General features: G+C 49.7%; 40 protein-coding genes. 19 read left to right on the plus strand and 21 right to left on the minus strand.

Annotated elements, in window-relative coordinates:
• Positions 1–78: 78 nt before the first annotated feature.
• Positions 79–435 (minus strand): STAS/SEC14 domain-containing protein, encoded by a 357-nt coding sequence (locus O3661_RS05615; RefSeq protein WP_063067994.1) that lies wholly within the window; start codon positions 433–435, stop codon positions 79–81.
• 18 nt (positions 436–453) lie between these two features.
• Positions 454–1,344 (minus strand): DMT family transporter, encoded by an 891-nt coding sequence (locus tag O3661_RS05620; protein ID WP_371492600.1) that lies wholly within the window; start codon positions 1,342–1,344, stop codon positions 454–456.
• 174 nt (positions 1,345–1,518) lie between these two features.
• On the opposite strand from O3661_RS05620, the gene O3661_RS05625 reads away from it, so the two are divergent.
• A complete protein-coding gene (locus O3661_RS05625) occupies positions 1,519–1,866 on the plus strand; it encodes a hypothetical protein (RefSeq protein ID WP_371492602.1) in 348 nt (115 codons plus the stop codon).
• A 72-nt stretch (positions 1,867–1,938) separates the two neighbouring features.
• Here O3661_RS05625 and O3661_RS05630 read toward each other — a convergent pair whose 3' ends face one another.
• From O3661_RS05630 to O3661_RS05720, 19 genes are all read right to left on the minus strand, one after another.
• Positions 1,939–2,691 carry a type II CAAX prenyl endopeptidase Rce1 family protein gene (locus tag O3661_RS05630; RefSeq protein ID WP_371492604.1) on the minus strand — a complete coding sequence of 251 codons (753 nt, stop codon included), beginning with the start codon at positions 2,689–2,691 and terminating at the stop codon, positions 1,939–1,941.
• 264 nt (positions 2,692–2,955) lie between these two features.
• Complete coding sequence (locus O3661_RS05635) at positions 2,956–3,396, minus strand: phage virion morphogenesis protein (RefSeq protein ID WP_049322359.1); 441 nt, start codon at positions 3,394–3,396, stop codon at positions 2,956–2,958.
• 2 nt (positions 3,397–3,398) lie between these two features.
• The gene (locus tag O3661_RS05640; protein ID WP_371492605.1) at positions 3,399–4,304 is read right to left on the minus strand and encodes a phage minor head protein; all 906 of its coding nucleotides are present in this window, start codon (positions 4,302–4,304) and stop codon (positions 3,399–3,401) included.
• A complete protein-coding gene (locus tag O3661_RS05645) occupies positions 4,304–5,776 on the minus strand; it encodes a DUF935 domain-containing protein (protein ID WP_371492607.1) in 1,473 nt (490 codons plus the stop codon). Before O3661_RS05645 ends, O3661_RS05640 begins: the two co-directional genes overlap by 1 nt.
• Positions 5,777–5,797: 21 nt before the next feature.
• Positions 5,798–7,312, minus strand: coding sequence for a terminase large subunit domain-containing protein (locus O3661_RS05650; RefSeq protein WP_049332751.1), 1,515 nt, complete (start codon positions 7,310–7,312; stop codon positions 5,798–5,800).
• Positions 7,309–7,854: a DUF3486 family protein gene (locus tag O3661_RS05655; protein WP_049322363.1), complete on the minus strand. Its 546-nt coding sequence runs from the start codon at positions 7,852–7,854 to the stop codon at positions 7,309–7,311. The genes O3661_RS05650 and O3661_RS05655 overlap by 4 nt, the downstream gene beginning before the upstream one ends.
• A 2-nt stretch (positions 7,855–7,856) precedes the next feature.
• On the minus strand, positions 7,857–8,174 hold the full coding sequence (locus O3661_RS05660) for a hypothetical protein (protein ID WP_049322364.1): 318 nt from the start codon (positions 8,172–8,174) through the stop codon (positions 7,857–7,859).
• Positions 8,171–8,491, minus strand: coding sequence for a hypothetical protein (locus O3661_RS05665; RefSeq protein ID WP_013448349.1), 321 nt, complete (start codon positions 8,489–8,491; stop codon positions 8,171–8,173). Before O3661_RS05665 ends, O3661_RS05660 begins: the two co-directional genes overlap by 4 nt.
• A gap of 2 nt (positions 8,492–8,493) precedes the next feature.
• Positions 8,494–8,703, minus strand: a complete 210-nt coding sequence (locus tag O3661_RS05670) for a TraR/DksA family transcriptional regulator (RefSeq protein WP_049332755.1) — start codon at positions 8,701–8,703, stop codon at positions 8,494–8,496.
• The gene (locus O3661_RS05675; protein ID WP_049322366.1) at positions 8,696–8,914 is read right to left on the minus strand and encodes a hypothetical protein; all 219 of its coding nucleotides are present in this window, start codon (positions 8,912–8,914) and stop codon (positions 8,696–8,698) included. Before O3661_RS05675 ends, O3661_RS05670 begins: the two co-directional genes overlap by 8 nt.
• Positions 8,895–9,290, minus strand: a complete 396-nt coding sequence (locus tag O3661_RS05680; protein ID WP_070646916.1) for a hypothetical protein — start codon at positions 9,288–9,290, stop codon at positions 8,895–8,897. The genes O3661_RS05675 and O3661_RS05680 overlap by 20 nt, the downstream gene beginning before the upstream one ends.
• A complete protein-coding gene (locus O3661_RS05685) occupies positions 9,274–9,603 on the minus strand; it encodes a hypothetical protein (protein WP_371492609.1) in 330 nt (109 codons plus the stop codon). Before O3661_RS05685 ends, O3661_RS05680 begins: the two co-directional genes overlap by 17 nt.
• Entirely contained in the window at positions 9,528–9,701 is a 174-nt protein-coding gene (locus O3661_RS05690; RefSeq protein ID WP_049322420.1) for a hypothetical protein, read from the minus strand. The genes O3661_RS05685 and O3661_RS05690 overlap by 76 nt, the downstream gene beginning before the upstream one ends.
• A 13-nt stretch (positions 9,702–9,714) precedes the next feature.
• The gene (locus O3661_RS05695; RefSeq protein WP_049322369.1) at positions 9,715–10,218 is read right to left on the minus strand and encodes a glycoside hydrolase family 108 protein; all 504 of its coding nucleotides are present in this window, start codon (positions 10,216–10,218) and stop codon (positions 9,715–9,717) included.
• A gap of 83 nt (positions 10,219–10,301) precedes the next feature.
• Positions 10,302–10,673 (minus strand): ASCH domain-containing protein, encoded by a 372-nt coding sequence (locus O3661_RS05700; RefSeq protein WP_049332761.1) that lies wholly within the window; start codon positions 10,671–10,673, stop codon positions 10,302–10,304.
• The gene (locus tag O3661_RS05705) at positions 10,651–11,736 is read right to left on the minus strand and encodes a hypothetical protein (RefSeq protein WP_049332763.1); all 1,086 of its coding nucleotides are present in this window, start codon (positions 11,734–11,736) and stop codon (positions 10,651–10,653) included. The genes O3661_RS05700 and O3661_RS05705 overlap by 23 nt, the downstream gene beginning before the upstream one ends.
• Positions 11,737–11,790: 54 nt before the next feature.
• Complete coding sequence (locus tag O3661_RS05710; protein ID WP_371492611.1) at positions 11,791–12,351, minus strand: hypothetical protein; 561 nt, start codon at positions 12,349–12,351, stop codon at positions 11,791–11,793.
• A gap of 23 nt (positions 12,352–12,374) precedes the next feature.
• Positions 12,375–12,605, minus strand: a complete 231-nt coding sequence (locus tag O3661_RS05715; protein WP_079454253.1) for an excalibur calcium-binding domain-containing protein — start codon at positions 12,603–12,605, stop codon at positions 12,375–12,377.
• Positions 12,606–12,621: 16 nt separating this feature from the next.
• Complete coding sequence (locus tag O3661_RS05720; protein ID WP_371492612.1) at positions 12,622–13,293, minus strand: helix-turn-helix transcriptional regulator; 672 nt, start codon at positions 13,291–13,293, stop codon at positions 12,622–12,624.
• A 142-nt stretch (positions 13,294–13,435) separates the two neighbouring features.
• On the opposite strand from O3661_RS05720, the gene O3661_RS05725 reads away from it, so the two are divergent.
• From O3661_RS05725 to O3661_RS05810, 18 genes are all read left to right on the plus strand, one after another.
• A complete protein-coding gene (locus tag O3661_RS05725) occupies positions 13,436–13,636 on the plus strand; it encodes a DNA-binding protein (RefSeq protein WP_070822343.1) in 201 nt (66 codons plus the stop codon).
• On the plus strand, positions 13,636–13,914 hold the full coding sequence (locus O3661_RS05730) for a winged helix-turn-helix transcriptional regulator (protein WP_070822344.1): 279 nt from the start codon (positions 13,636–13,638) through the stop codon (positions 13,912–13,914). Before O3661_RS05725 ends, O3661_RS05730 begins: the two co-directional genes overlap by 1 nt.
• A 35-nt stretch (positions 13,915–13,949) precedes the next feature.
• On the plus strand, positions 13,950–14,792 hold the full coding sequence (locus O3661_RS05735; protein WP_070822345.1) for a hypothetical protein: 843 nt from the start codon (positions 13,950–13,952) through the stop codon (positions 14,790–14,792).
• 3 nt (positions 14,793–14,795) lie between these two features.
• Entirely contained in the window at positions 14,796–16,574 is a 1,779-nt protein-coding gene (locus tag O3661_RS05740) for a DDE-type integrase/transposase/recombinase (RefSeq protein ID WP_141756556.1), read from the plus strand.
• A gap of 40 nt (positions 16,575–16,614) precedes the next feature.
• Complete coding sequence (locus tag O3661_RS05745) at positions 16,615–16,809, plus strand: hypothetical protein (RefSeq protein WP_070646923.1); 195 nt, start codon at positions 16,615–16,617, stop codon at positions 16,807–16,809.
• Positions 16,793–17,938, plus strand: a complete 1,146-nt coding sequence (locus O3661_RS05750) for an ExeA family protein (protein WP_371492614.1) — start codon at positions 16,793–16,795, stop codon at positions 17,936–17,938. Before O3661_RS05745 ends, O3661_RS05750 begins: the two co-directional genes overlap by 17 nt.
• A gap of 1 nt (position 17,939) precedes the next feature.
• The gene (locus tag O3661_RS05755) at positions 17,940–18,173 is read left to right on the plus strand and encodes a hypothetical protein (RefSeq protein WP_049332770.1); all 234 of its coding nucleotides are present in this window, start codon (positions 17,940–17,942) and stop codon (positions 18,171–18,173) included.
• A 10-nt stretch (positions 18,174–18,183) separates the two neighbouring features.
• Positions 18,184–18,324 (plus strand): hypothetical protein, encoded by a 141-nt coding sequence (locus O3661_RS05760; RefSeq protein ID WP_160311361.1) that lies wholly within the window; start codon positions 18,184–18,186, stop codon positions 18,322–18,324.
• Positions 18,321–18,497, plus strand: a complete 177-nt coding sequence (locus O3661_RS05765; RefSeq protein WP_160311362.1) for a hypothetical protein — start codon at positions 18,321–18,323, stop codon at positions 18,495–18,497. The genes O3661_RS05760 and O3661_RS05765 overlap by 4 nt, the downstream gene beginning before the upstream one ends.
• Entirely contained in the window at positions 18,494–18,688 is a 195-nt protein-coding gene (locus O3661_RS05770; protein WP_371492616.1) for a hypothetical protein, read from the plus strand. Before O3661_RS05765 ends, O3661_RS05770 begins: the two co-directional genes overlap by 4 nt.
• The gene (locus O3661_RS05775; RefSeq protein ID WP_049332774.1) at positions 18,685–19,173 is read left to right on the plus strand and encodes a hypothetical protein; all 489 of its coding nucleotides are present in this window, start codon (positions 18,685–18,687) and stop codon (positions 19,171–19,173) included. The genes O3661_RS05770 and O3661_RS05775 overlap by 4 nt, the downstream gene beginning before the upstream one ends.
• Positions 19,157–19,612 (plus strand): hypothetical protein, encoded by a 456-nt coding sequence (locus O3661_RS05780; protein WP_049332776.1) that lies wholly within the window; start codon positions 19,157–19,159, stop codon positions 19,610–19,612. The genes O3661_RS05775 and O3661_RS05780 overlap by 17 nt, the downstream gene beginning before the upstream one ends.
• Before the next feature lie 158 nt (positions 19,613–19,770).
• Positions 19,771–20,382: a DUF3164 family protein gene (locus O3661_RS05785; protein ID WP_049332780.1), complete on the plus strand. Its 612-nt coding sequence runs from the start codon at positions 19,771–19,773 to the stop codon at positions 20,380–20,382.
• A gap of 2 nt (positions 20,383–20,384) precedes the next feature.
• Positions 20,385–20,570, plus strand: a complete 186-nt coding sequence (locus O3661_RS05790) for a hypothetical protein (RefSeq protein WP_049332783.1) — start codon at positions 20,385–20,387, stop codon at positions 20,568–20,570.
• A gap of 22 nt (positions 20,571–20,592) precedes the next feature.
• The gene (locus tag O3661_RS05795; protein ID WP_160311363.1) at positions 20,593–20,901 is read left to right on the plus strand and encodes an HU family DNA-binding protein; all 309 of its coding nucleotides are present in this window, start codon (positions 20,593–20,595) and stop codon (positions 20,899–20,901) included.
• Between the two features lie 147 nt (positions 20,902–21,048).
• Positions 21,049–21,528, plus strand: a complete 480-nt coding sequence (locus O3661_RS05800) for a gp16 family protein (RefSeq protein WP_049322384.1) — start codon at positions 21,049–21,051, stop codon at positions 21,526–21,528.
• A complete protein-coding gene (locus tag O3661_RS05805; protein WP_079453739.1) occupies positions 21,521–21,865 on the plus strand; it encodes a Mor transcription activator family protein in 345 nt (114 codons plus the stop codon). Before O3661_RS05800 ends, O3661_RS05805 begins: the two co-directional genes overlap by 8 nt.
• 214 nt (positions 21,866–22,079) lie before the next feature.
• Entirely contained in the window at positions 22,080–23,213 is a 1,134-nt protein-coding gene (locus tag O3661_RS05810; protein ID WP_070646938.1) for a 2-oxoacid:acceptor oxidoreductase, read from the plus strand.
• Positions 23,214–23,216: the final 3 nt, after the last annotated feature.

A 23,216-nucleotide genomic window follows, 5' to 3' on the forward strand; every position in this document is an offset into this window, starting at 1 on the left:
AAAATATTGTGATACCGTTGATTTTGAGCCTAAGCAGCTTTGAATTTGCTTAGGTAATGTGTTCAGACGGCCTTGTCTTTATTTCAAATTGCTTGCCAACAACCAAGCCTGTGCTTCGGCAGCGTCGCTGAAATATTTGGGATGTTGGTTGGTCAGGAGGCTGGAAAGGCGCGCGCCGAGTTTGATCCAAATGTCGTCGGTAATGACGGCAACGCGGCCAAAGTCGGTTTCATGTTGGTTGAGGAATTTGATTTGTTCGACCGCCATATCGATGGTGAAGTCTTTCAGCATGGATAAATCCAGCAGGATGTCGGGCAGATGGATTTTTTGTTTTGCGGCCAATAAGGCTTCTTCCAATTGGCGGAAATCGTCCAAAGTGAACTCGTTGTACAGCGCTACGTTTAAGCCGTAAGATTGTTCGCGGATGGAAATCATGGTGTTCTCCTTGTTAAATTATTGCTTCATCAGAAATTTTTTGATTGAGGCCGGAGTAAAACTGCTGAACACGCCGCCTGCAACAATGATAACCATGCCGGCGGCTTCCTGCCAAGTGATTTTATCGCCGAAAAGCAGTATGCCGGATAGGGCGGAGAAAACGACGGTCAGATAGGAAAGCGAGGCAACGGTAAATTTCTTGCCGACCTTGTAGGCGCGGGTCATGGCTAGTTGGGCAATCATGGCGGAGATGCCGATGCTGGCCAGATAGGGTAGGGAAGAGATGGTCAGCGGATGCCAGCCTGTGATGGTGCTCCAGACTGCGCCCATAATCAGGCCGGTAAGCGAGAGGTAAAACACCACGCGCCAGCCCGGTTCGCCCAAAAGCGAGAGCTCGCGCACCTGCAAATATGCCCAGCCCGACATGGCGCCTCCTGCCAAACTGACCAGTGCGGCAAATTCCTGTCCGCCTTGAAAAGATGGGTTGAGTAAGAGGATAACGCCGATAAAGCCCATAACCAAAATGGCTTGGGTATAAAGCGTAATTCTTTCTTTTAAAATGAAAAATGAAAAAATGGCCAGCCAGATGGAGGACGTGTAGTTGAGCGTGACGCCTGTTGCCAGCGGCAGGTGCATGACGGAATAAAACGTGCACATCATGGCAAGCGTGCCGATGACGCTGCGGTTGAGATGGGTTTTCCAATGCGGTGTGGAAAACGTGTTGCCTTGCGCTTTGGCCATGATGCCTAAGAACAGGGTGGAGACCAGCATGCGCCAAAAGACCAGCTCGCCGCTGGAAAAGCCGAAATGTGTAGAGGCGGCTTTGACGGAGAGGTTCATGACGGTAAAGCCGAGCGCGGCAATAACCATCCATGCCGAGCCGAGCGGATCTTTTCTGACGGTTTCCATTTGATGGGTGTGTAAAGCGGTTTTATTAATAAGAAAATATTATACAGGTCAATCAGGCCGTCTGAACAATATCGTTGGGTTTCAGACGGCCTTTTTATTAGAAATAAGAATTATTATTGAATAATGAAATGGTTTTTTATAGAATGGGGGTTCTGTTTTTAAGAAAGGCTTGTCATGAAAGTTTCCAATATTTCTGCCGTATTGCTGTCCGCTTTGTTTTCCGTTGCCGTTTCTGCCGCGCCTTTGGGAGAGGTTTCTTCCGAAAACGGTAAGATTTTCAGCGGCGAAAATTACATGGTTGTTAAGAAAGACATGAAGAAAGGGGAGCAGATCAAGCCGCACGATCATCCGGGTTTTAAAACGTTGATTTTTGCCGTTGGAAAAGGAAGCTTTGACGTGACGCTGAATCAGACTGAAAAACATACGGTCGGCGCAGGATCGGTGTTGCGATTTGGCGGCGATGTCGTGATTGAGGCCGTTGCAACTGAAGATGCGGATGTGGCAATTACGTTGATTAAGTAAGCCGATAGATGATAAAAGGCCGTCTGAAGATGATGTTTCAGACGGCCTTGTTTATTCGGTCAATCATTGCCATTAAGCGCAAATCAAATAGATGAAGCCGGAGCCGAAGATATCTGCCAAGGCGTGAATCAGGAAAAACGGCAGCAGGTTTTTGACTTTGTATTTGTAGAAGAAGTAGTACATCAAGCCGAAAACAACTCCGATAACGGTCGCCCAAAGCATACCTTGGTAAGTATGGAAGGAGATGCGCACCAAGGTCGAGTAGGCCAATGCCTGCCATTTGTATTTGTCTTCCACGCAGGTTAAAAGGCCGAGGAAGCAGAATTCCTCATAAAAGCCGTTTAAAAGGCCGTAGAGGATGGCCATCGGCGCAAGGGCGGCGAATTTGTCAAAAATGGATAATGGTTTGATGTATTGGAAGATTTCAGTGGTAAAGTAATTGTAGCCGCCACTTAATGAAGTTACCGCATCGGCGGTCAGACCCATCAGGATAAAAATCACAGGCGTCCAAAACAATACGCCTAAATTAAAGCGAATCGGCAACTGTTTGAAGTCGAAACGGCGGATAATGAGGTAGATCAGAGCAATAGCAAGCAGAGTCAACTGCAGGCTCATGTTTTCCGAATAAGCCACGCCGGTTACCGCAGTATCGCGCACTTCTTCGGCAACAGCGGCTGTTTCCACTTGCGGCATCAGGCTGGCGATATAAAGTTGGGTAGAACGGTAGGCAAATTGACCGAACAGGATAGCAGTCACAATCAGCATGTCAAACCAGCGCAGATGGCGCAAAGGCTCTTTAGGGCGGATAGCGGCGAGTATGCTCATATTCTCCTCTTTGCTCTAATAAATAGCGGTGCGCAATAGTTACATAAACATACAAAAATCGTCAACAATTATCACAATAAAACATGAATTAAAAAACAGACCGTTTCAGACGGCCTGATGAAACCCAATGAGATAAATATATAGAGTCTCTGAGATAATTGGGATTATTTTGGATGGAGCGGGATTTGGTGGGATTGGTTTTGTGAAAAGTAGTTTCATAGAGTGCAATAAAAAGACGAGTATAATTTGCTCGTCTTTTTTTGTTTACAGGCCTGAGCTGAGTGACTCGATTGCAATATCAAGGATGCGTTTATCTGCTCCGTTTTGAAGTTGACCACTGCCGTTGATTGGTAGATAGGGTCGGGCTGGAAGTTGGACGCTATGGTTTCTGCCTGCGGAGCCACCCAAGTGGTGGATTGCCGCATATGGTTTGTTGCTTCCGATACGTGCAAAGTCGTTGCCTACTTGTGTGGAGATGCTGGCTGCAAGTTGGCCGGTCAGTTGCAGAGTCTGCCCGCCTTGAGCTGCGCGTTGGCTTTGTTTCCATCTGTTGCCACCGAAACTTTCGCTTTCGAAGTTTTCTTCGGTTAATGAAGTCATTTCGGTCGCGATGGCTTTCATCATTTTGCGCGGATGGCTTACGTTTTGTAGAAGCTGGCTCAAGCCGCGATCTAGTGATGAAGTATCAAGATTAATTTCAAGCATATCTAACCTTTGATTAATTTTAATACCCATGCCAAATCGACAGCAGATAATGAGGATTTGAATTTGCTGTTGGTCATCATGGTTTTTAAGGCTACGCGTGCAATATCGGGATGAACGGATTGTGCTTTCTGGACGGCTACGGAAGCCATTCGCGAGAGCATGGCTTTTCCTTGGTTGGCATTGAAGCCTGCGCTAGGGGCGACAAACTTTCCGTCAATCCGCAAGCCGGTGCGTTGGGCGTAGCGGGCTTCTCCGGTGTATTCGTTGCTACCGATGTCGACGGTTTGAGTCTCAAGTGTCGGACTGGGTAAGGCACGGCTTTCGCCTGCGGCGCGTGATAATGGACGCACGCGGCAGCGGCAGCGGAAATCTAACGGCGGATACATGGTGTCCCAAACCGGGTCGGCTGCTGCATAGACACGGCCGTGCATTCTACGGTGGCTGTCACGGGTGCGGCTGTCGTTTATAGCGACGTATTGCCAATACGGGTGGGTGTCGACAGAATCCATCATTTCAGCGTAGCGTCCAGCCATGTAGGCTGACTGCATATTGGTCAGATAGATGGTTTTCAGGCGGTGCGGGCTACCGAGCTGAACAGTTTGGGCTTCGCCGGTGTCCGGATTGGTTGCTTGGGTGCGTCCCCACCAACCTTTGCTTTGCAATACCGGTGTAAGTGTTTTCTGAAACTGCTCCAGTGTTTGGCCGGTCTCTGCAGCTTTGACGACTGCGTGATAAATGTCGTTGGCCACGTCCATGCCAGCGGTTTTGGCCACGGTAAAGGCGGTGGCGTGGGCATCGTCCAGCATGTCCTGCCAGTCCCACGAAACGGCCACACCTTTCTGCTTCAAATATTCGACCGCTGCTTCCGGCTCTAGGCCGAAAATTGCCTTGATGTCTTCCGGATTCATCAGCTCATCTCCTGCGCCGCTTCAGTGCGGCCGACCAAACCGGACAGGAAAATCACACGCGCCAGCTCGTTTTGCAAGGCGGTGTCATCCATATTCGGGAACTGCTCGGCCAAGCGGTCGAGAATATTGTCTTCGGTTTCGCCGCGCTGCAAATCCTGCACCAATAAGGCAGTCAGGTCGCGGCCTTGTTGGTTCAGATGGTCTGCATTGGGCGCAAGCGTATCTAAAATCAAGCCTGCATCGGTTTCTGTGCCATCCCCACCTTCGGCAAAGTCAGCAGCGGTCGGGATAATGGCATCTTCTTCAACGATATCGCCGTCTTCCAAACCGTAAGTGCGTTTCCAATATTGAGGAGTGAATTTCACACCCGCGCCGGACAGCATACTGTCGCGCTCGGCACGCTCTTTCGTGCCTGCCTCCTCGTTTTCAAACAGCTCGAATTTCGGACAAGCCACATCGCCGAAATTCAGTTCCACCACCCATTCAATCAATTCTTTAAACGCCGCTTCAACAATACGGCGGTCGCCGTCACGGATATCGTCGGCAATTTCCAAGCCCGCGCTGGCACTGGCATGGTTGGTTTCTTTGTCGGTGGTTTGGTCTTGGCCAAGCAAGGCAATGTTAATGCCGGACTTGCACTCTTTCAGCAGCTTGTCGAATGCATCTACTGATGATGACTTGCCGCTGGCTTCGTGGATTTCGACACTGGAATCATTCGGAATCGTGCCGACCGAATTGCTTATTAAGGCTTCTAATGCGTCGAGCAGCTTTTCGGTGTCGCTATGGGTATTGGAGCGAGGCTCTTTGCCAATAAGCCAAGGTGCGCCGTATTTTTCGGTGAAACTTACCCAAAATTTCATGCCGCCGCGTTTGAAAGTTACCAGCCAAAACACCAAACCCAAATCACCTAGGCCATAAGGGTTAAGATAGTCGTCATCATGGCGCGGACACAGAAATTTATAAGGCGGTAGCGGCTCTTGGCTCAAGCCGTTTTCGGTAAAAACCAACTCACGCTCATCATTGAATCCGAACCATTCCTGCGGCTTGGCCACAATTTCAGACGGCAGCCATTGACTGCCTTTTTGCCAGATAATTTCGATAGGCTGATAGCCGAAAAATGCGGCATTCATGATGTCTTTGCAGATCTTATAAACATCGACATCAGCGGCCAGCCAATTTTCGACAAAATCCAACACACGATCTTCGACTTCATCGCCGCTGAGTTTCCAATCCAGCCGTGCCACAGCGGTTTTGCGGCGGCGCACGAAGCTGCCGACCAGCTCGTCGCGCAACAATTCGCGGTAAACATGGATTTGCTTGCCCATCTTGCGCAAAATCGGGTCAGGATTAGGCAACCAACCGCCGAAACCGCCTAAAAATTGATGTGAGACGGCGATATGGCCGGTCAGGTCATCGGGTTTGAAGGTGATGTTGCCATGATTGGTTTTGAGTTTGAAATGCGGTTTTTTCATGGGATTCTCTTTTCAGACGGCCTAAAAGCCATGCGTTGTTCTGCTAATTCGGCGCACGCGGCGGCTGGCCACGCGTACCGGTCCGGCATTGAGTTCGCGGCTGGCGTAATGGGCAAGGACAAAGGCAATCGCTGCGTCGCCGTGGCGTTTTTTGCCGTCTTGACCTTTGGTTCGGGTGTCCGGAATACGAGGCACGCCTTTGACTAATTCGAACGCACGTAAATCGGTGAGGATGTCTTCATCTCGCGGCAGGCCGTCGAGTGTGCCGTCTTCGAGGGCGGCTTTGAACGGAGCGGTATGGGTGCGGTACCAGTTTTCCGACAGCATCACGGCTTCCACCACTTCTGCGCCGAACGCATCGCGCATGGCTTCGGCCAAAGATTGACCGTTGCCTCGCGCATCCAAAGCCGCGCCGCGCAGATTGGGTAGCTTGGCCAACAGGTGCTGCATAATTTGCTCCTGCTGGGCAAACGGCATATTGCCCAGCTCCAAAACAAACGGCGGTTTTAAAATCAGGTCTTTGCTTTGTAAGAGCGGCACAATCACGGTGCGGTCGCCCGAGCGGGCAAAGTCTTCGCCTACAAAAGAAACGAGGGTTTTGTCCAAACCGTCAAGCAGCAGCTGCAGGGTATCGGCTATCCAGTCTGCTACTTCGGCAGCACGGCGCGGTTCGGGCAGCAGGCCGAAGTCGTCGGTCTGGTCGTAGCGGATAACCGGCGTGTATGGGGTCATACGGCTTTCGATTAAGGCACGGTTCAGCCATTTGCCGCCGCCGTTTTTCGGGATACAGTCCAACTCTTCGCTGGCATCTTCGCCGTAGAAATCGCGGATTTCCTTACACCACGAGGCTTCGCCTTGGGGTGTCCAATCCTTGCCCAAACGCAGACAGATGCGGCGGTACAAGCCTTGTTCGACCGCTTCGTCAAAGGTAATGCGGTGGACGGAATAAGGTTTTTTCCCTGCACGCACATCGTTAATCAACTCGTTGAACGGGTTGTCTACGCCGTCATGCGTAGAGATGATATGCACCTGGCCGCCCCACATCAGCAAGGCCATTGCCGCTTTAAGCAATTCGCCGAGCTGCTCGTGGAACGCCGCCTCATCAATAATCACGCGGCCTTGTTTACCGCGTAGGTTGGACGGCCGGCTGGATAAGGCGGTAATGCGAAAGCCGGAAGCAAAGCGGATAACGAAGGCTAACACGGCCTGGCGGTCGTCGCCTTCGACAAACACTTCCTCGGTTTCTTCGATTTCGCCTGCCGCCAGCTGGTAATGCTTCGCCCAGCCTGCACAGTCGCGGATAAACTCCAAGGCCATGTCTTTGTTATAGCCGATGTACCATGCGTCCATGCCTTTAGCGGATGCGGCCAGCAAGGCGGTATCGGCAGCTTCTCCCCAGCTCAAACCGATACGGCGCGATTTTTCGCACAGCTTCACAGGCGACTGGTCGGCGCACCAAGCCTGCTGATACGGCAATAAGACCGTAGGGGTACGGTCTTCTGATGGGCGGGTATTTCGGATTTCAGACGGCGTCATGATGCAATCCCTAAAATATGCTTGCGGATGGCCTCGACCGATTCTTCAGACAAGCCACCTTTCTTGGCCTGCTTGGCTACATCTTCGGCGGCCGCCTGTACTTTGGCTTTGACCTTGGCCTGATACTCTTTCAGGCGTGTGCTGGCGGAAATCAGACCGCTAATTTTCTTCGCACCCTCGGCCATCACGCCGAAACGGTCGAGCGCGTTTAATTCTTCGCTGTCCATCTCGCCTATGGCTACCAATGCGTCGAACAGTTCGGTTTGCAGCATGGCCATCAGGGCTTCGCTACGGGTATCGCCTTCATCGGCTGCGCCTTCGGCAATCAGTCGCGCGGCTTCGGTGCTGGATTTGATGGCAGCAAAACGACGTTGCACTTTTTGGCCGTAGCGATGGGCGGCTGAGCGGCTGATTTCATAGCCTTGGTCTTGCAGCCATTCGGCAATGGCTTGGTAGTCTGAAAAACCGTTTTCTACCAGCTTCCGTTCAAATTCATGTCGGACGGCTTCGGGGAGTTTTTCAATGCTGCTGCGTTGTGCCATGCCTAGCTCCATACTTTCTCAGGCCGCGCAATACCGGCACGGCACTCCACCGTATATTCGGCAATATCGACACCTAAACTGGTCAAGTCGGCAAACCACAGGCCGTGCGGGGCTTTATTGAGGTCTACCATTTTGCGGTCAGCCAGATAATCAAGTTGTTGGCGCAGCTCCAGTGCGGTGGTTTGCGGGTAAATCGCGTTCATGATGTCCAACAAGAAGGTTTCGCTTGTTGTGTGCGGTCGGGCTTTATTAAGGGTGTTGATAATGTTCCAACGCATACCCTCGCGCCGTTGTTTGGCGATCAGTTCCTGGCTAATCATTTTTTTACGCTTTCCATTTTATAGATTTCAGTGAGTTTTTCTGCGACGTTGTCGAGTTTGGCTTCGAGGACGACTTGATTACGGATGTAGTCTTCGCGCAGGACGTATGTGAGCGGCAGGCCGGCATTGAATTCCGCCAGTTTGTTTTCCATGATTTCGACTTTCCCCTGTAGGCGTTCCTGCTGTTTTTGGCGTTCGTCCTGCTGCTCGCGGAATTGAGCCAGCAGCATTTTGCCGAAGGTGAAACAGATGCCGAGGAATGAGAGTAAAAAGCCGACAAGTTGCCAAAACTCGATGTGAATAAAGGTTTTTTCCATTTTTAAGGCCATCCGTGTTCAAAATATTCTTGGCAGACAACGCAGCGCGTACAGCCTTTGACTGCCTGTTGTCTTGCTTTTGGTATCGGCGCACCGCAATCTTCACAATGACTGAGGCTGGCGGTGGTTTCAGACGGCGGTTGATGCTTTGCCAGGGATGCTGCGAGAAAGATGGCTTCGCGTTCGGATGCGCGGTCGGCAAAATCAGTCATTTTTCAGACGGCCTTTCTTGTACCATGTCTGCCAGCCAGAAATTTGTTTTTCCAGTTTTTGGCAGTATTCGCCATAGCGGACGGCGTGGTTTAAAAGTTGTTCGGGAGAGCCGCCACTCAGACGCTCGGGGCGTTCGTGAACGAGCAGCAGCTCGGAAGAGACGGGGGGGATTTCCGCAACGGTAACGGTTTTAATCGTGGCCGAGGGCACGGTTGTAGAGTTGCACGCTGTTAGTGCCAAGGCCGTTAAAACGGTTGCCGTCTTTTTGTACAGTTTCATCAATCTGCTTCTCCAATTGAGCCGCTTGGCGGCCGATTTGCTGATAGGCGGTTGCCAAATCGCGACTTTGTGCTTGTGCGAAATCAAACCAACGCTGTTTTTCTTCATTAGCCGCTTTGAGCTTTTCGGTATAGAGCTGCTCGGCGACCAAGGCTGAAGCCTGATAAGTAGCAATGATTTCGGCTTTTTCAGCTTCCGCCTTCTTTGCCGAGGACTTATAGCCGCAGAAATAAATCGTTGGTACTGCACCTGCTATCAGCAAAATCAGAATCAAGGTCTGCCAAATAGGGTTAAGCGTTTTCCACATCGTCTTTTCCTTTATGGATTTCAGCGACTTGCGGAATCGCCGCGATGCCGCGTTTGATTAATGCATACCCGCCGACCAATGCACCATAAGCCCACCAGAGCCATTCCGGCGCATCCGCTGTTTGCGAGAACTTATAGGTCATAGAAGCGGCTGCCACGTTTGCCCATAGTTTGGTATGGCTGATTTTCCCTGAGGCCGGATTAGATACCAATCCGCCCAACCATTTGAAAAAGGCGGTTATTTGCGACGCTTTTTTTTGGCTGCGCGTTTCGCGGCGGCTACCCCGCTCTTGCGGTGGGCTTGCGTCCAACATCCCTGAGTCGGCATGGCGTAGCGAATGCCCAGGTCGCTGTGGCTGAAATCGGGCAGCATGGCTGCGGTCATTAGGGCGATGAGTGACTTTTTTGACATGGTTTGTCTCCCTTTAATCGGTGTTATCTGCAGACGCATGAATCAGGTTTTGTGCCACGCGGCGAATCCAGCCTTTGCCAAATGATGTGAACGTGCCGAGCTTGGTATAAAACACCAAACGTTCGGCATTGAAACGGAGCAGGAGGTCATTTTCAGGAAGTGAATTGATGGCTTTGAGGCTGACTGCTCCGATAACGCCGTCGTCCGGCACGCCTGCGGCGCGTTGCAGCATACGGGCAGCATTGCCATGACCGTGATTGATGCAGGCATCGAAGAATTGGAATGCAACCGCTTCCGGCATTTGATCGGCGTGATAGCGTTCCCAAAATGCTTGACGGTAAATGCCGATCGCCTGTTCGCGCGTCATAGCACGCATGGAGCCGTTGTAGCCGTTTGCCTGTGCGGTACGCTTGGTAATGCCCCAGTTGGTTTCGCCGCCAGGGTCTTTGGGATGATTGACATAGCCACCCTCGTGTGAGAGGACGCGCTCAATGAATTGATTGAATTTGGTGGACATAAAAAATCCCTGTATTGAGGTTGAAATCAATACAGGGATTTTAGGAAAGGTCGTTTGAATGGGCTTTTAAAGGGGGTTAAAACTTAAATGTAACAAAAGGATTGAGGCGCAATACCGTTTGGCAAAATATCTGCCAAATCTTTTTGTCGATTATATTTCTTTACTTTGCCTACTTTAATGGCATGTGCAATGTCTTTACCTTCAAAATAAGCTTCAAAGAAATCGGCACTGATGCCGGAAAACTCTGCCGTTCTTTCCCATAAGCGGATAGGAGACTCTGATATTAATTCTGCAATTTCAAACTCACCAACTACTTTTCCTATAGGTAAAGTGGCATATATCACTACTTTTTTAACTGCTTTGTTTTTAGGTAAAACCCGACGAAATTCAAATTTTTTCTCGCCATTAAGAATTTTCTCGGCATACTCGGGTTTAATAGATAACAAAACTTTCATTGACTTGACCTAATCTCAAAATATGATATGCCTGTTGGTGGGTAAGTGGCATAAAACCAAAATATGCACCTTCACTTAGACCAACCTGCTCAAGTAAATCTTTTCTTATGATTCGCTTGGGTAAGGCAATATTATACGAGAATCTCAATATATGCGGATACTTTCTTACCTGCCAAAATCGTTGTAACTCTTCTTGAGAGAAAACGCTATAAGGAGCGCAGTATCTCTCAAATTCATGATAACTTCCAAACGAATCGATATGCCGATATTCTTCAACGACACATACCGAACTTACTAAGGCGCGATAATAAGCAGGGCCAGCATTATCGCCAGTTCGATAAATAAACAAAATGTCCCCTCGCTTTAAATGGTCAATCCCACTCATTGCCGTCAAATATACTTTATGGATACTGTTTGTTGGAGAAACATCCTGTACGATAGAAGTATCTTCGTTTCTCAGGATTGAATCCGGAAGTAATCGTGTGTGCCATTCAGGGTAGATTGACAGTAAATAAATCTGAGGTTGATAAGTAGTATCCCCCCTAAAATTCACAAGAGGATAGTTTTTATTGGTGTTTTCCACACCGTCATATTTGAAGTTGAAGCGTCGAGTCAAAACCAGTTCCGTTCCATTTGCTGTTACCTTTTCGGCCTCTCTCCAAAAACCATATCGTTCAAACAATGCAATTAAAGAGACATGTTCAGAAAAGACAGTAACATAAATATCATTGAACCCGTATGTAATCGCATAGTCGAAGATTTTTTTGATAAAACGCTCCCCAAGTTTAGTTCCGTGGGCATTGATTTTGAGCGTCCCTACTTTCAACCAGCCACGACTAAAGTTGGTGGATAATACCGGAATACAATCATCAATAACTTGGGGTTCTGCTTTCAAATATAGAAAACCATCAATCAGACCACGGTCACCATAAAACACATAAGCATATTCTCCTGCTTTTCTTCGAAACCAATCTGAAAATTCACGATAAGATGATTTCAAAGAGTCGAAAAAAGGGTCGTTCAGATTTACATCAGCAAAACGTTTGTATTGTAAGTTTTCCATATTTTTCTTCCTGTTTTTATCACAGCTATCTGAAGTTATTAGACGTCATTCAATTTACTCAGGCTTTGCCGTCAAAACCACGCTCGGTAAATTGGTAACAGTGACTTTATAAGCAATCCCACCACGCACCCATTCTTGGGTTGGGTCTTTTTGCGCATTATGGCTGTCAATCGCCATTTTGATTTGGTCGCCGGTATCACGCAGCAGTGTGCGGTCTTCCGGGGCGGTTGCCGCAATCAAGGCTGAGGCGGCTTTGGACAGTTTTTCCGCTTTTTGAGGCACTGCATCTGTATTCCAAACTACTCGGACGGCAGTAATTTTGTCGGCTTTATCGGTATCAACGGTTAATGTGAGGCCGTCTGAAAAGTCATGCAGCAGATTCCTCCCTTCCGCATTGTCGGTAGGGACAACATGTTCGGGAAGGGTCAGACCGGTTTTTTGGTCGGCAAGCCCTTTATTGGCTGCTGATTGATAGTCGGTATAGCTTACCGGCATGGTTTTTAATTCGGATTGTGCCTGCTCTTGAGGTTGGGCAGATGCCGGTTGTTCTTCAGCTTGGCCGCCACACGCAGATAATGCAACTAAAACCGATAGTGTAAGTAAGATTTTCTTCATGAGTTTCCCTTGGTCTGATTGGTTTATTTCTTATGCTTTTTCGGACATTTCTTACCGTTGCCGCCGGGGTTGCAGTCGCAGGCTTTCCCATCGCCATCACGATCTAAACTTTTCCAGCCCGGCTTCTTGGCCAAATAATACTTTTGCGCGGCTTGATGTGTCGGGAAATCTTTGCATTTGGCTGCAGCAACAGCCTGATGCGGCATCAATAGACATAAAACAGGCAGTAATGCCGCAAAAATTTTTTTCTTCATAAGTTGTTTTCCTTTGTTAGCTCAGGTCTTTTGAGATTTGGATCACTTGTCCGATGACCTGAATATCGGGGTGGTCTGCCAACATCAATGACATCGGCGGATAGGTTTCGTTGTCCGAAATCAGCAGCAGGCTGCCGCCAATCTGTTTTTGGATGCGCTTCACCCACAGCGTGTCGCCGGAACGAATCACATAAATTTGGCCGTCGCGCGGGTTGTTTTTACTGGTGTCGACCAATAGCGTGTCTTTGCTGTTGATGGTCGGCTCCATGCTGTCGCCGCGTGCCACCACGCAGTTGAGGTCTTTTGCAAACAGGCCGCGTGATTTGAGCCAGTCTTTGCGGAACGCCAAGTGCATGGCCGGTTCGGTTGCGCCATAGGCGGCTGCACCGTTGCCTGCAGACACCTCAACATCAAACATCGGGACGTAGTCGTATTCATGTTCTTCGGAATAATTCTTTTGCTCATCTGGATTTTTAGAAGAACTATTCTTTCCTGTAATCAACCAATTTGCGTCAATATCAAAAGTTGTCAGGATTTTTTCTACCATATCAAATGGCGGACGTTGTTTTCCGCTTAAAACATCATTCACACGCGACAGTTTTTCATTAATCGCTTCAGCAAATTCTGCAATTGTCAGGTCTTTTTCGCTTATCAACTTGCGAATATTTCCAGTAAAAATCAAACTCATAGAATTAATCTCGAAAAATATCCTAGAAATAATCTTGCATTATGGAAATAATCCAGTTAATATTTATCCAACATTTAAGCAAGATTGTTTAAATCTTTAAATATTCAACATTCTATCACGAGATGGAAATAGGAGATATTCCGTGAATGCAGAAAAAGTGAAGGAAGGTTTCCGCAAACGAGGCGAAACCATCAAATCTTGGTGCGACGAGCGGGGGTACGACCCGACATATGTGTCGCGGATTTTAAACGGCACGATTAAAGCCAATCGCGGCAAAGCGCATGAAATCGCAGTGGAGCTGGGAATAAAGGCCAAATCGGAAGCAGAGAAACGGAGCGCGTGATGAGTACCAAAGGCATCCGACTGCTGCGGGTTTTTAAAGCCTTGGAAGCCCACCCGATTATCGGTATCAGTAACAAAGAAATTTCAGACGGCCTCGGCCTCTCACCCACGCAGGTAAGCCGTGATTTGGATGACCTGATTGCCGAGGGCTTGGTGGTAAAGCTGGATAACGGCAATTTTGCTTACAGCGTGAAGACCTTGCAGATTGCGGAAGGATTCCGCCAGCAACACGAACGCCTGAAAGCACGCTTGCAGGAACTTGAACAACGAATTTATTAAATGCGACGCTGGCGTCGCATTTGACGGAGAGAAAAATGGCAACAGAAGTATTGGGACACACAGTCGGCGCAACGCCAAACGAGCTGGCCATCCACAGTATGGCGGTAATGGAGAAGTATTCCGGCGGCGAAGCCTACAACGAAGCGGTTTGGATTGAACGCGGACGTTTTGCGGTACGCCAAACCATGGAAGGTATGTTTGAGCTGGGCCGCGCACTCATCATCATTAAAGAGCATACACCGCATGGCCGGTTTGCGGAGATTACTGAAAAAGAGTTTGGTCTGCATAAACGCGAAGCCCAACGCTTGATGAATGCGACGCTGCGTTTTATCGATCCGAAAATGAAAGCAGCCCAACCCAAATTGATGGATTTAGGCAAATCCAAGCTGCTCGAACTTTTAGTTGAAGATGACGATTCACTCATCGAACTGGCAGAAGGCGGCGACATCAACGGCCACACATTGGACGACATCGACCGTATGACACGCAACGAATTGCGCGCCGCCTTGCGCGAAAGCCGTGAAACCGCCGAAGCGAAAGACAAAGTCATCGCCGACAAAAACAAAAAGGTCGATGAGCTGGCGGAAAAGCTGGCTAAGAAGCAAGCCGGTGTAAGAGAGCCGAAGGCGGAAGATGTGGGCAGTGAATTGACGATGCAGTTATCAAGCCTTGAGGTCGGTATCCGCAGTCAAGTGAGCCGTCTGAAAGATTTGTTCGACCAACTTAATGCGCACAGTGAGGCGCACGGGATTAGTCATCAGGCAAAAATGGTCGGGGCGTTGAATCAGATTATTTTGGATTGCAACATCATCCGCGAGAGCTACGATCTACCGATGGAAGCCCCTCAAGATGAGACGCCGGAGTGGTTGGGAGAGTAAATCATGAACGCCGGATTGGTAGAAAGACTGACTGAAATCGAGGCTCAAGCCGCTTTGCTTGGACGGGGAGAACGGTCGGAGTATCTGAAACGGTCGGCACAGGATTTAGGGGTATCGCTCGCTACGCTCTATCGGAAATTGGAGTCTGTGAGTGTTAAGCCGAGCCGAAAACGGCGAAGCGATGCCGGTAAAACGGAACTGAAGCTGGAAGAAGCCAAACTGATTTCGGCTGTACTGGTGGAGGCCATGAGGCGCAACGGCAAGCGGTTGATGTCGGTCAAGCAAGCAGTGGAGATGCTGCGAGCCAACGGCAAAATCGAGGCGGCGCGGATTGATGAGGAAACGGGGGAAGTAAGTCCTCTTTCTGAAAACACCATTACCCGGGCTTTACGAGAGTACAAGCTACATCCCGACCAATTACTTCAGCCTGATCCTGTCAGCCGTATGAAATCTGAACATCCGAATCATTGCTGGCAAATCGACCCTAGTTTGTGTGTTTTGTATTACTTGCCGCGACACGGCAAGGATACGGGACTTAGGGTGATGAAAGAAGAGGAATTCTACAAGAACAAACCTAAAAATGTTGTGAAGATTGAGCAAGACCGCGTGTGGCGTTACACCGGCACCGACCATGCCAGTGGAACGATTGTCGCCCGGTACTACTTCGGTGGCGAGACGAGTGCGAACTTGTGCGATTTCTTCATCTTCATGATGCAAGCCAAGGAGGATGTACATAAGGATCCGATACGCGGTGTGCCGCGCATGGTCATGCTTGACCCGGGAAGTGCGAATACGTCGTCTGCTTTTAAAACACTGTGCAAGTCGCTTGATGTGCATGTGCAGATCAATAAACCCGGCAACCCCCGTGCCAAAGGTCAGGTAGAGAAAGCCAATGACATTGTGGAAACGTCATTTGAAAGCGGTTTGCGCTTTACCGAGGTGCACGATATCGACCAACTGAATGCCCTGGCAGAGCGTTGGATGCGTTACTACAACGGTACACAGATTCACAGCCGTCACGGTATGACCCGCTATCAGGCGTGGAACAAAATCAAACCGGAGCAGCTGATCCTGCCGCCTCCTGCGGAATATTGCCGAGAGCTGGCAATCAGTGCGCCAAAAGAAGCCAAGGTATCGGCTGATTTAGAAATACGCTTCGGCGGTCGTTTCTACAGTGTGAAAGCCATTCAGGGCATATTGGTTGGGCAGAAGGTTTTAGTAGCCAAAAACCCTTGGGAAGAGAACGGAGCGCGAGTAGCAACGTTTGATGCAGACGGCCGCGAAACATGGGTGGCTGTGCCGGAAGTGGTGTTTGACGATATGGGCTTCAGAGCCGATTCGGCAGTCATCGGTGAGGAGTACAAGGCACCGGGCAATACTGCTACCCAGCAACATGCGAAGGAACTCGACAAGATGGCTATGGGTGCGGAAACGCTGGAACAGGCCGCAGCCAATCGAAAAGGCAAGGCTGTACCGTTCGGTGGATCTATAGATCCATTCAAGCACCAAGAAGATACGCTCGCTACACGCAATACGCTCTATTTGGATCGTGGCGGCCAGCAGATGGAATACAACCGGATGGAAGTCGCCGAGCAGGTATTGAGCAAGGTGGAAATAGCGAAGCTGTTGAAGCCGCGTATCGAAGCCGAAGGTGGCGACTGGAAACAGGCTGTTGCGCTCATTACCAAACACTACCCAGGCGGTGTGGCCGCCAGTCAGTTGGAAGCGGTTTTTGACAAGCTGAAAACGGCAGGCCGTCTGAAATTACATAAAACGGGCTAGGCAAATGCGACGACGTCGTCGCATTTGTAGAGGATTAAAAATGGAAGCAATAACTATCTCTAAACATGAGTATGAAAATTTGAAAAAGCTGGCTGAATCTGCACGTGCTTTAAACGACTTTTTCCTGCCGAAAGTGAATTACGGCGCGAGTTTTTTAGATGCGGACGCACTGGCGGCACTGAGTGATTTTTCGGTCGAAATCGGAAAGGCTGCCGGAAATGAAGACAACGTTTAAGCAAATCGGCAAATCCTATGCCGCCGCCGCAGCCGAAATCGGATGCAGCAAGCCAATGCTGGTAGCGGTAGTCAATCACGGGCAATGGCCGAAAAAAAACGCAGCCGAGCTGCGAAGGAAATTGAAACAATTTTTTGAAAAGAATGGTGCGGAAATCCCAGCGAGCCTGAGAAACGAGCCGGAAACCGCACCTGCCCAAGCAACTTACGAAGACAAGGACAATGAGATGTTACTACGAAAAGCAACCCTGAACCAAGCCGCAAAACAGCATTTTGGATTATTCCGCGACCCGTTCAACGATGAAATCCAGTCGGCAGACGATGTGTATATGACGTCAGATGTGCGTTATGTACGTGAGGCAATGTTTCAGACGGCCTGTCATGGCGGTTTTGTGGCAGTGGTCGGTGAAAGCGGCGCGGGTAAATCTACACTGCGCGAAGACCTGCAAGACCGTATCAACCGCGAAGGCCGTCAGATTGTGTTGATTGAGCCTTATGTGCTGGCAATGGAAGACAACGACCAAAAGGGCAAGACACTCAAAGCGGTACATATCGCTGAGGCAATTTTGGAGGCGGTTGCGCCCGGAACAAGCCCGAAACGCAGTCCGGAGGCTCGTTTCCGCCAAATCCATCGCGCTCTGACTGAAAGCGCAAAAGCCGGTAACAAGCACCTGCTGCTGATTGAAGAGGCTCATGGCCTGCCTCTGCCGACCCTGAAACACCTGAAACGCTTTTTCGAGCTGAAAAACGGGTTTGAACGCCTGCTCGGGATTGTCTTGATCGGTCAAACGGAGTTGGCGCAAAAACTCAGCGAAAACAATCCTGCGGTGCGCGAGGTGGTGCAACGCTGCGAGGTGGTTACCCTCCTGCCTCTGACTGACGGCAAACTGGAAGGTTATTTGAAACACAAGTTTGCCCGGGTCGGTGCAGATGTTTCAAAAATCTTGAACCAAAGTGCAGTGGATGCAGTAGCGGAACGTTTGACTGTGAAAAGCAGAACGAGCAAAGGGATTGAACAGAACAGCCTGCTCTATCCTCTGGCCGTCAATAATCTTGTGGCTGCGGCGATGAATCAGGCGGCGGAATTGGGATTTGAACTTGTTGACGGCGATGTGGTACGGGGGGTGTGAGATGGATAACAAATTCGGAAAATTTATTGACCCCAATCACTTGCTGCTCCCACTTAGAAAACAGGTAGCTACCGGGAAAGTCGGCAGCATGGAATACACGATGGAAATCTCTGTGGGATGTGAGCCGATGATCGTCAGTAAAGCTACTGGGAAGCGGTTTGTATTGACTTGGCAGGACATAGTGGAGTTAGCCGTTCTGGCCGGTATCAACGAATCGGAAGAGTCTGAAAAATAAAGGGGAAATCATGAAAAAAGATGAAATCGAATTTGCCATTGTAATTGTGCTGCTGTCCATCGTCGTAGCCATACAGGCAATGCTGACCGAGCCTTGCCGCCAAAAACAGCCTATGCAGATCAACGTCTATGACAGGGGGCAGTACAAATGAGGGGGTTATGGATACTGACCGCCATGCTTGCCGCCTGCCAGCCGGTCGCGGCAACGGCAGATCAAAGAGATGCTCTGGAAGCCGATAAAAACTGGGAGGCAGTTTACGGCGGGATGAGCGAGACAGACAAAATAACAGGCGTGGTTTTGGAGTCCGCGGGAGAAGAAAAATGAACAGGGATTACAGCAAAATCAAAGTGTCGGTATGGCGCGAAAAAGGCGGCCATCTTGTCACTGAGCTGACAACGGTGTCGGGTAAGTTTGTGATGATGTATGTGTCATCTCGGCTATCGGATGAAATTGAGGATGTGGTTCAGACGGCATTGCGGTGTTTGAGCCGTAAGGATTTGGAGGGGGCACTATGAAAGTACGCTGCCCTACCTGTGGTGCGGTGATGAGCTTGGATGTATTAATCGCCCATGACGATGCCCGCGAAGCCCTGATTGCCCTGACAGGCATTTCAGACGACCTTTTTAAGGCGGTATTGCGGTATCTGACGCTGTTTCGCCCCGCCGAAAAGGATTTAAGTTTTAACCGAGTTTCAAAGCTCGTCGGCGAGATTGCGCCGATGATACGGGACGGAAAGATTGTCCGCAACCGCAAAACTTACCCGGCCCCGCGCGAGGCTTGGATTTGGGCGGCAACGCGATGCCTTGAGGCACGGGACGCGGGAAAGTTGACGCCGCCGCTGACCAGCCACGGTTATTTGTTGGAAAACATCACGTTTTGGTCGCCTGAAAAGACGGCGGGAACGGCGGTTTTGCCCTCTCCCACGGGAGAGGGGGTAAGTACCAAATTGAGGAGCGGTTTGGGCGATTTGATGGAGTGGTCAAATGGAGGACAACAATAGCTGGCTTAAAAAAGCAATCGCGCAGGGTTTTATGATGCTCGCCGCCCTAAACCTCAAAGGCCGCCCTGCCTCGGCGGATTTGACGGCAGTCGCCGAACTTTGGTTGGGCATACTAAGCGGCCGGTCGTGGCAGCCGGAGCATGACGGGATCAGGATACAGGCAGCCTTTAGGGCTATCGCGGCGTCCTCGTCAGAGTGGCCAAACCCTGCCGACCTTATCAAGCACCTGCCACCGGGCGAAGTCAGGATGGTGCCGAGGCTGGAAAAGAAGCACCGCCCGACGGAATACGGCAAAGCGCAGGCCGCCGAACTGAAAAAGATTGTCGGCAGATTGAAAAACGCACCCTGCATGAATAGAGATTGGATACACGGGCAACGCCACCGGTCGGTGGACGAATGTAAAAGGATTTATGCCGAAAGGCAGAAGGGAAATAAATAGCCAAATGAGTACGTTTTTTGACAATCAGGAATCCGACTTAATAAACGAATTTCTGACGGAATACTGGGAAGAGTTTGAAAAATTCTCCGCTAACAACGGATTTGATGACGATTTATTGAAGCAAATATCAATGGAATTGGAAGGACGTAGGAACCATTATGAGTAACTTAGACATGAAACAATACAAACAGGATGCCAAAGGCAATCTCGTGCCGCTGGCCAATATTAAAGAAATCGACCTGCTGCGCGACGAGCTGGTGCAGGAAATTGCCGCCAAAGCCCGCGCGGTACAGGATAACTTAATCGCTTTCAAACGCGAGGCGATGGACGATATTGCTGCGTTTGTACAGTTGAGTGCCGACCGCTATGACGTGAATGTCGGCGGTAAGAAAGGCAATATCAGCCTGCACAGCTTTGACGGCGCATACCGCGTCAACCTTGCCATGCAGGATACGTTGGTATTTGACGAAGGTTTGATTGCCGCCAAAGCCTTGATTGATGAGTGTATCAACGAATGGACGGAAGGTAGCCGCACGGAATTGAAAACACTGATTAACGCGGCCTTCCAAGTGGATAAAGAAGGCAACATCAGCACCGCCCGTGTCCTCGGCCTGCGCCGCCTGCAAATTACGGATGAAAAATGGCAACGGGCGATGGATGCGCTCTCCGACAGTTTGCAGGTGCATATTAGCAAGCCGTTTGTGCGGGTGTATCAGCGCGGCGAGGATGGGGAGTATCAGTTGATGAATTTGGATGTGGCGAAGGTGTGAAAATGGCAAAAATTATTATTGAAATCGAAGACCTGCCTAACGGCAGCATTCAAATCAGACCATCAGGTGATACATACGACAATCCGATGACTGATGCGCAGATGATGTTTATTTTATTTCAAAAAATAGCAGAAACTGTGGAATTTATACAAATGAAACAAGAAGAAAGAAGAAAGGCTAGAAAATAATTTCTGAACCGCGCGGCACGGTCTGCCGCATTTAAATCTAAATAGGAGTCAAAAAGTGAATAAATCTGAATTAATCCAAGCCATCGCCGATGAGGCAGAATTGAGCAAACGCGATGCAGCGGAATTTGTCGATGCGTTTGTCAGCGTGGTAACGCAGACGCTGAAGGACGGCAAAGACATTACGTTGGTCGGCTTCGGTTCGTTCCACGCCGCCCAATCTGCCGAGCGCAAAGGCCGCAATCCTAAGACCGGCGAGCCGTTGACCATTGCCGCCCGTAAAACGCCAAAATTCCGCCCGGGCAAGGCGTTGAAAAAAGCAGTCAATCCATAGCCAGGCTATAAAAAAGGCCGTCTGAAACTTTCAGACGGCCTTTTTTATTTGCCAAATGACTACCGGCAAATGTAGAATCAGGCATAATATATTGATTTATTTAAATATATGAAACAGCGTTTCAGTATGTGAAAAGAAAGGATTAGCATGGAAACGGCAAAAGCGAAAAAACAGCGTTTAATCCGTCTGATTCACGTCGGTAAAACGCAGTTGATGATGGCCGATAGCGAGTACCGTACGCTATTGGCCAATATTTCGCGCGGGAAAACGAGCAGCACTAAGTTGTCGGTCGATGAGTTAGAACTGGTGGTAACGGCTCTGAAGGCGCGTGGTTTTGTAGTAACGACAAAAGCGCAGGCTAAAAGTGACAAGCCGGATATTAAAGTCCGGCCTGCCCATCCTGCGGTTGATGGCCAAATTAAAAAAATACGTGCGTTATGGCTTGAGCTACACGGTATCGGTGCAGTAAGAAATCCGTCCGAGCTGGCTTTGGGCAGGTTTGTAAAGCGTATGGTCGGCGTTGATTATCATGGCTGGCTTGATATTGATAATGCACAGAAGGTCATTGAACACTTGAAACAATGGTTGTTACGCGAGGAAAGAAAACTGGAGGTGCTAAGTGGCTGATGAACGCGTACCCGAACTGGTGACCGATTTGGAAGACCAAATGTCTGCCTGTTTATGTTCTGAGCTGCCGATGTTGGATAAAACTCAGGCGAAGGTGGTAAGTAAGAAGGTGGCAAGATTCATTACGGATAACTGGGGAGGCCAATTGATTTATATTCCGAAGAACCATATCGGCAAGGTATCGGAAAGAGACCAACAGGTATATCGGGAATTTAATGGTAAGAATCATGCAGCGTTAAGTAAGAAATTTGATTTAACTGTTCAACAAATCTATCGCATTGTGAAAGCAGTCGGAGATGCGGAAAGGTCGAAAAGACAGACTGATTTGTTTGGATAAGTCTCGTAATAAAACGGAATGGCGGTCAGGTTTTATCCTGACCGCTTTTATGTTGCGTTTCTCGTCTTGGTCGGGGGTTTGCCTACCCTGAGCCATAAACTCGCTAAAAATGCCGTTTTTGCGCATTTTGAGGAAAACATGTTTTAAACCGCATTAAAAGCCGTTTTAGACGGCCTTTGTCAAAATAGCCTCATCAATCCGATGGGGCTTTTTTGTGAAAAAGTTGTTTGAAATTTTTAAATCCGGCACGCGTACTGACAATAACGGCCGAAAAGTGACGATTACCGATGCGGATGTGGCTCAGGCAGCTGCTGCATATGATCCAAAGCTGCATGAAGCACCACTGGTTATCGGCCATCCGAAGACCGATGCTCCGGCCTATGGCTGGGTGGGCAGTCTGCAAGCCGATGGTGGTGTGCTGTCAGCCGATTTTGCGCAAATGGACGATGATTTTGTCAGTCTTGTACAAAGCGGCCGCTACAAAAAAGTGTCGGCCAGTTTCTATCCGCCCGACAGCCCGAGCAATCCGAAGCCAGGCTCTTGGTATCTGCGCCATGTCGGTTTTCTCGGTGCGCAACCACCTGCGGTAAAAGGTTTATCCGCCATTAATTTTGCTGAAGACGATGAGTATGTCGAGTTTTCCGAATATGCACACCGCCGCACGGCCTCGATTTTCCGCCGTCTGCGTGAGTGGCTGATTGAGCAGTACGACGCGGCCACCGCCGATAAAGTCGTTGCCGATTGGGAAATTCGCGACATTGAAGAATTGGCAGACTGGCAGCCCGAACCGCCCACACCGGCATTTGCCGACCCTGTAACCCCAAACGAATCTCAAACCCATGAAAACAAGGAGACCTCTATGTCGCCCGAAGAACAACTGGCAGCCGAAAAAGCCGCCCGTGAACAAGCCGAAGCTAAGGCAGCCGCTGCGGAAGCAGAGCTGAAACGCTTGCAAGACGAGCAAAACCAAGCCTTGCGTGAAGGTCAACATGATCAGAATGCCGAATTTGCCGAAGCCTTGGTAAAAGAAGGCCGTCTGAAACCCGCTGATAAGGATTTGGTGGTGCAGGTATTGGACTTCGCAGAATACCCCGAACATACCAGCGTCGATTTTGGCGAAGGCAGCACCATTGGCGAAGCGTTGCGCCAATTCTTGCGCAACCTGCCGGAAGTATTGCCAAGCGGCCACTATACCAAAGGGACTACTCCTATGGCTTCCTCCGGACTGCCGGCCGATTTTGCCGAAGCGGCTAATCCTGATGCGCTGAGCCATCACGAACGTGCTGTGGCTTTGGCAGCTAAAGAAGGCATCAGCTACGAAGAAGCGGCACGCCGTACCGCCGTTTAACCC

The sequence above is a fragment of the Neisseria sp. 20925_1_37 genome (assembly GCF_041433255.1).
Classification (GTDB): Bacteria; Pseudomonadota; Gammaproteobacteria; order Burkholderiales; family Neisseriaceae; genus Neisseria; species Neisseria flavescens_D.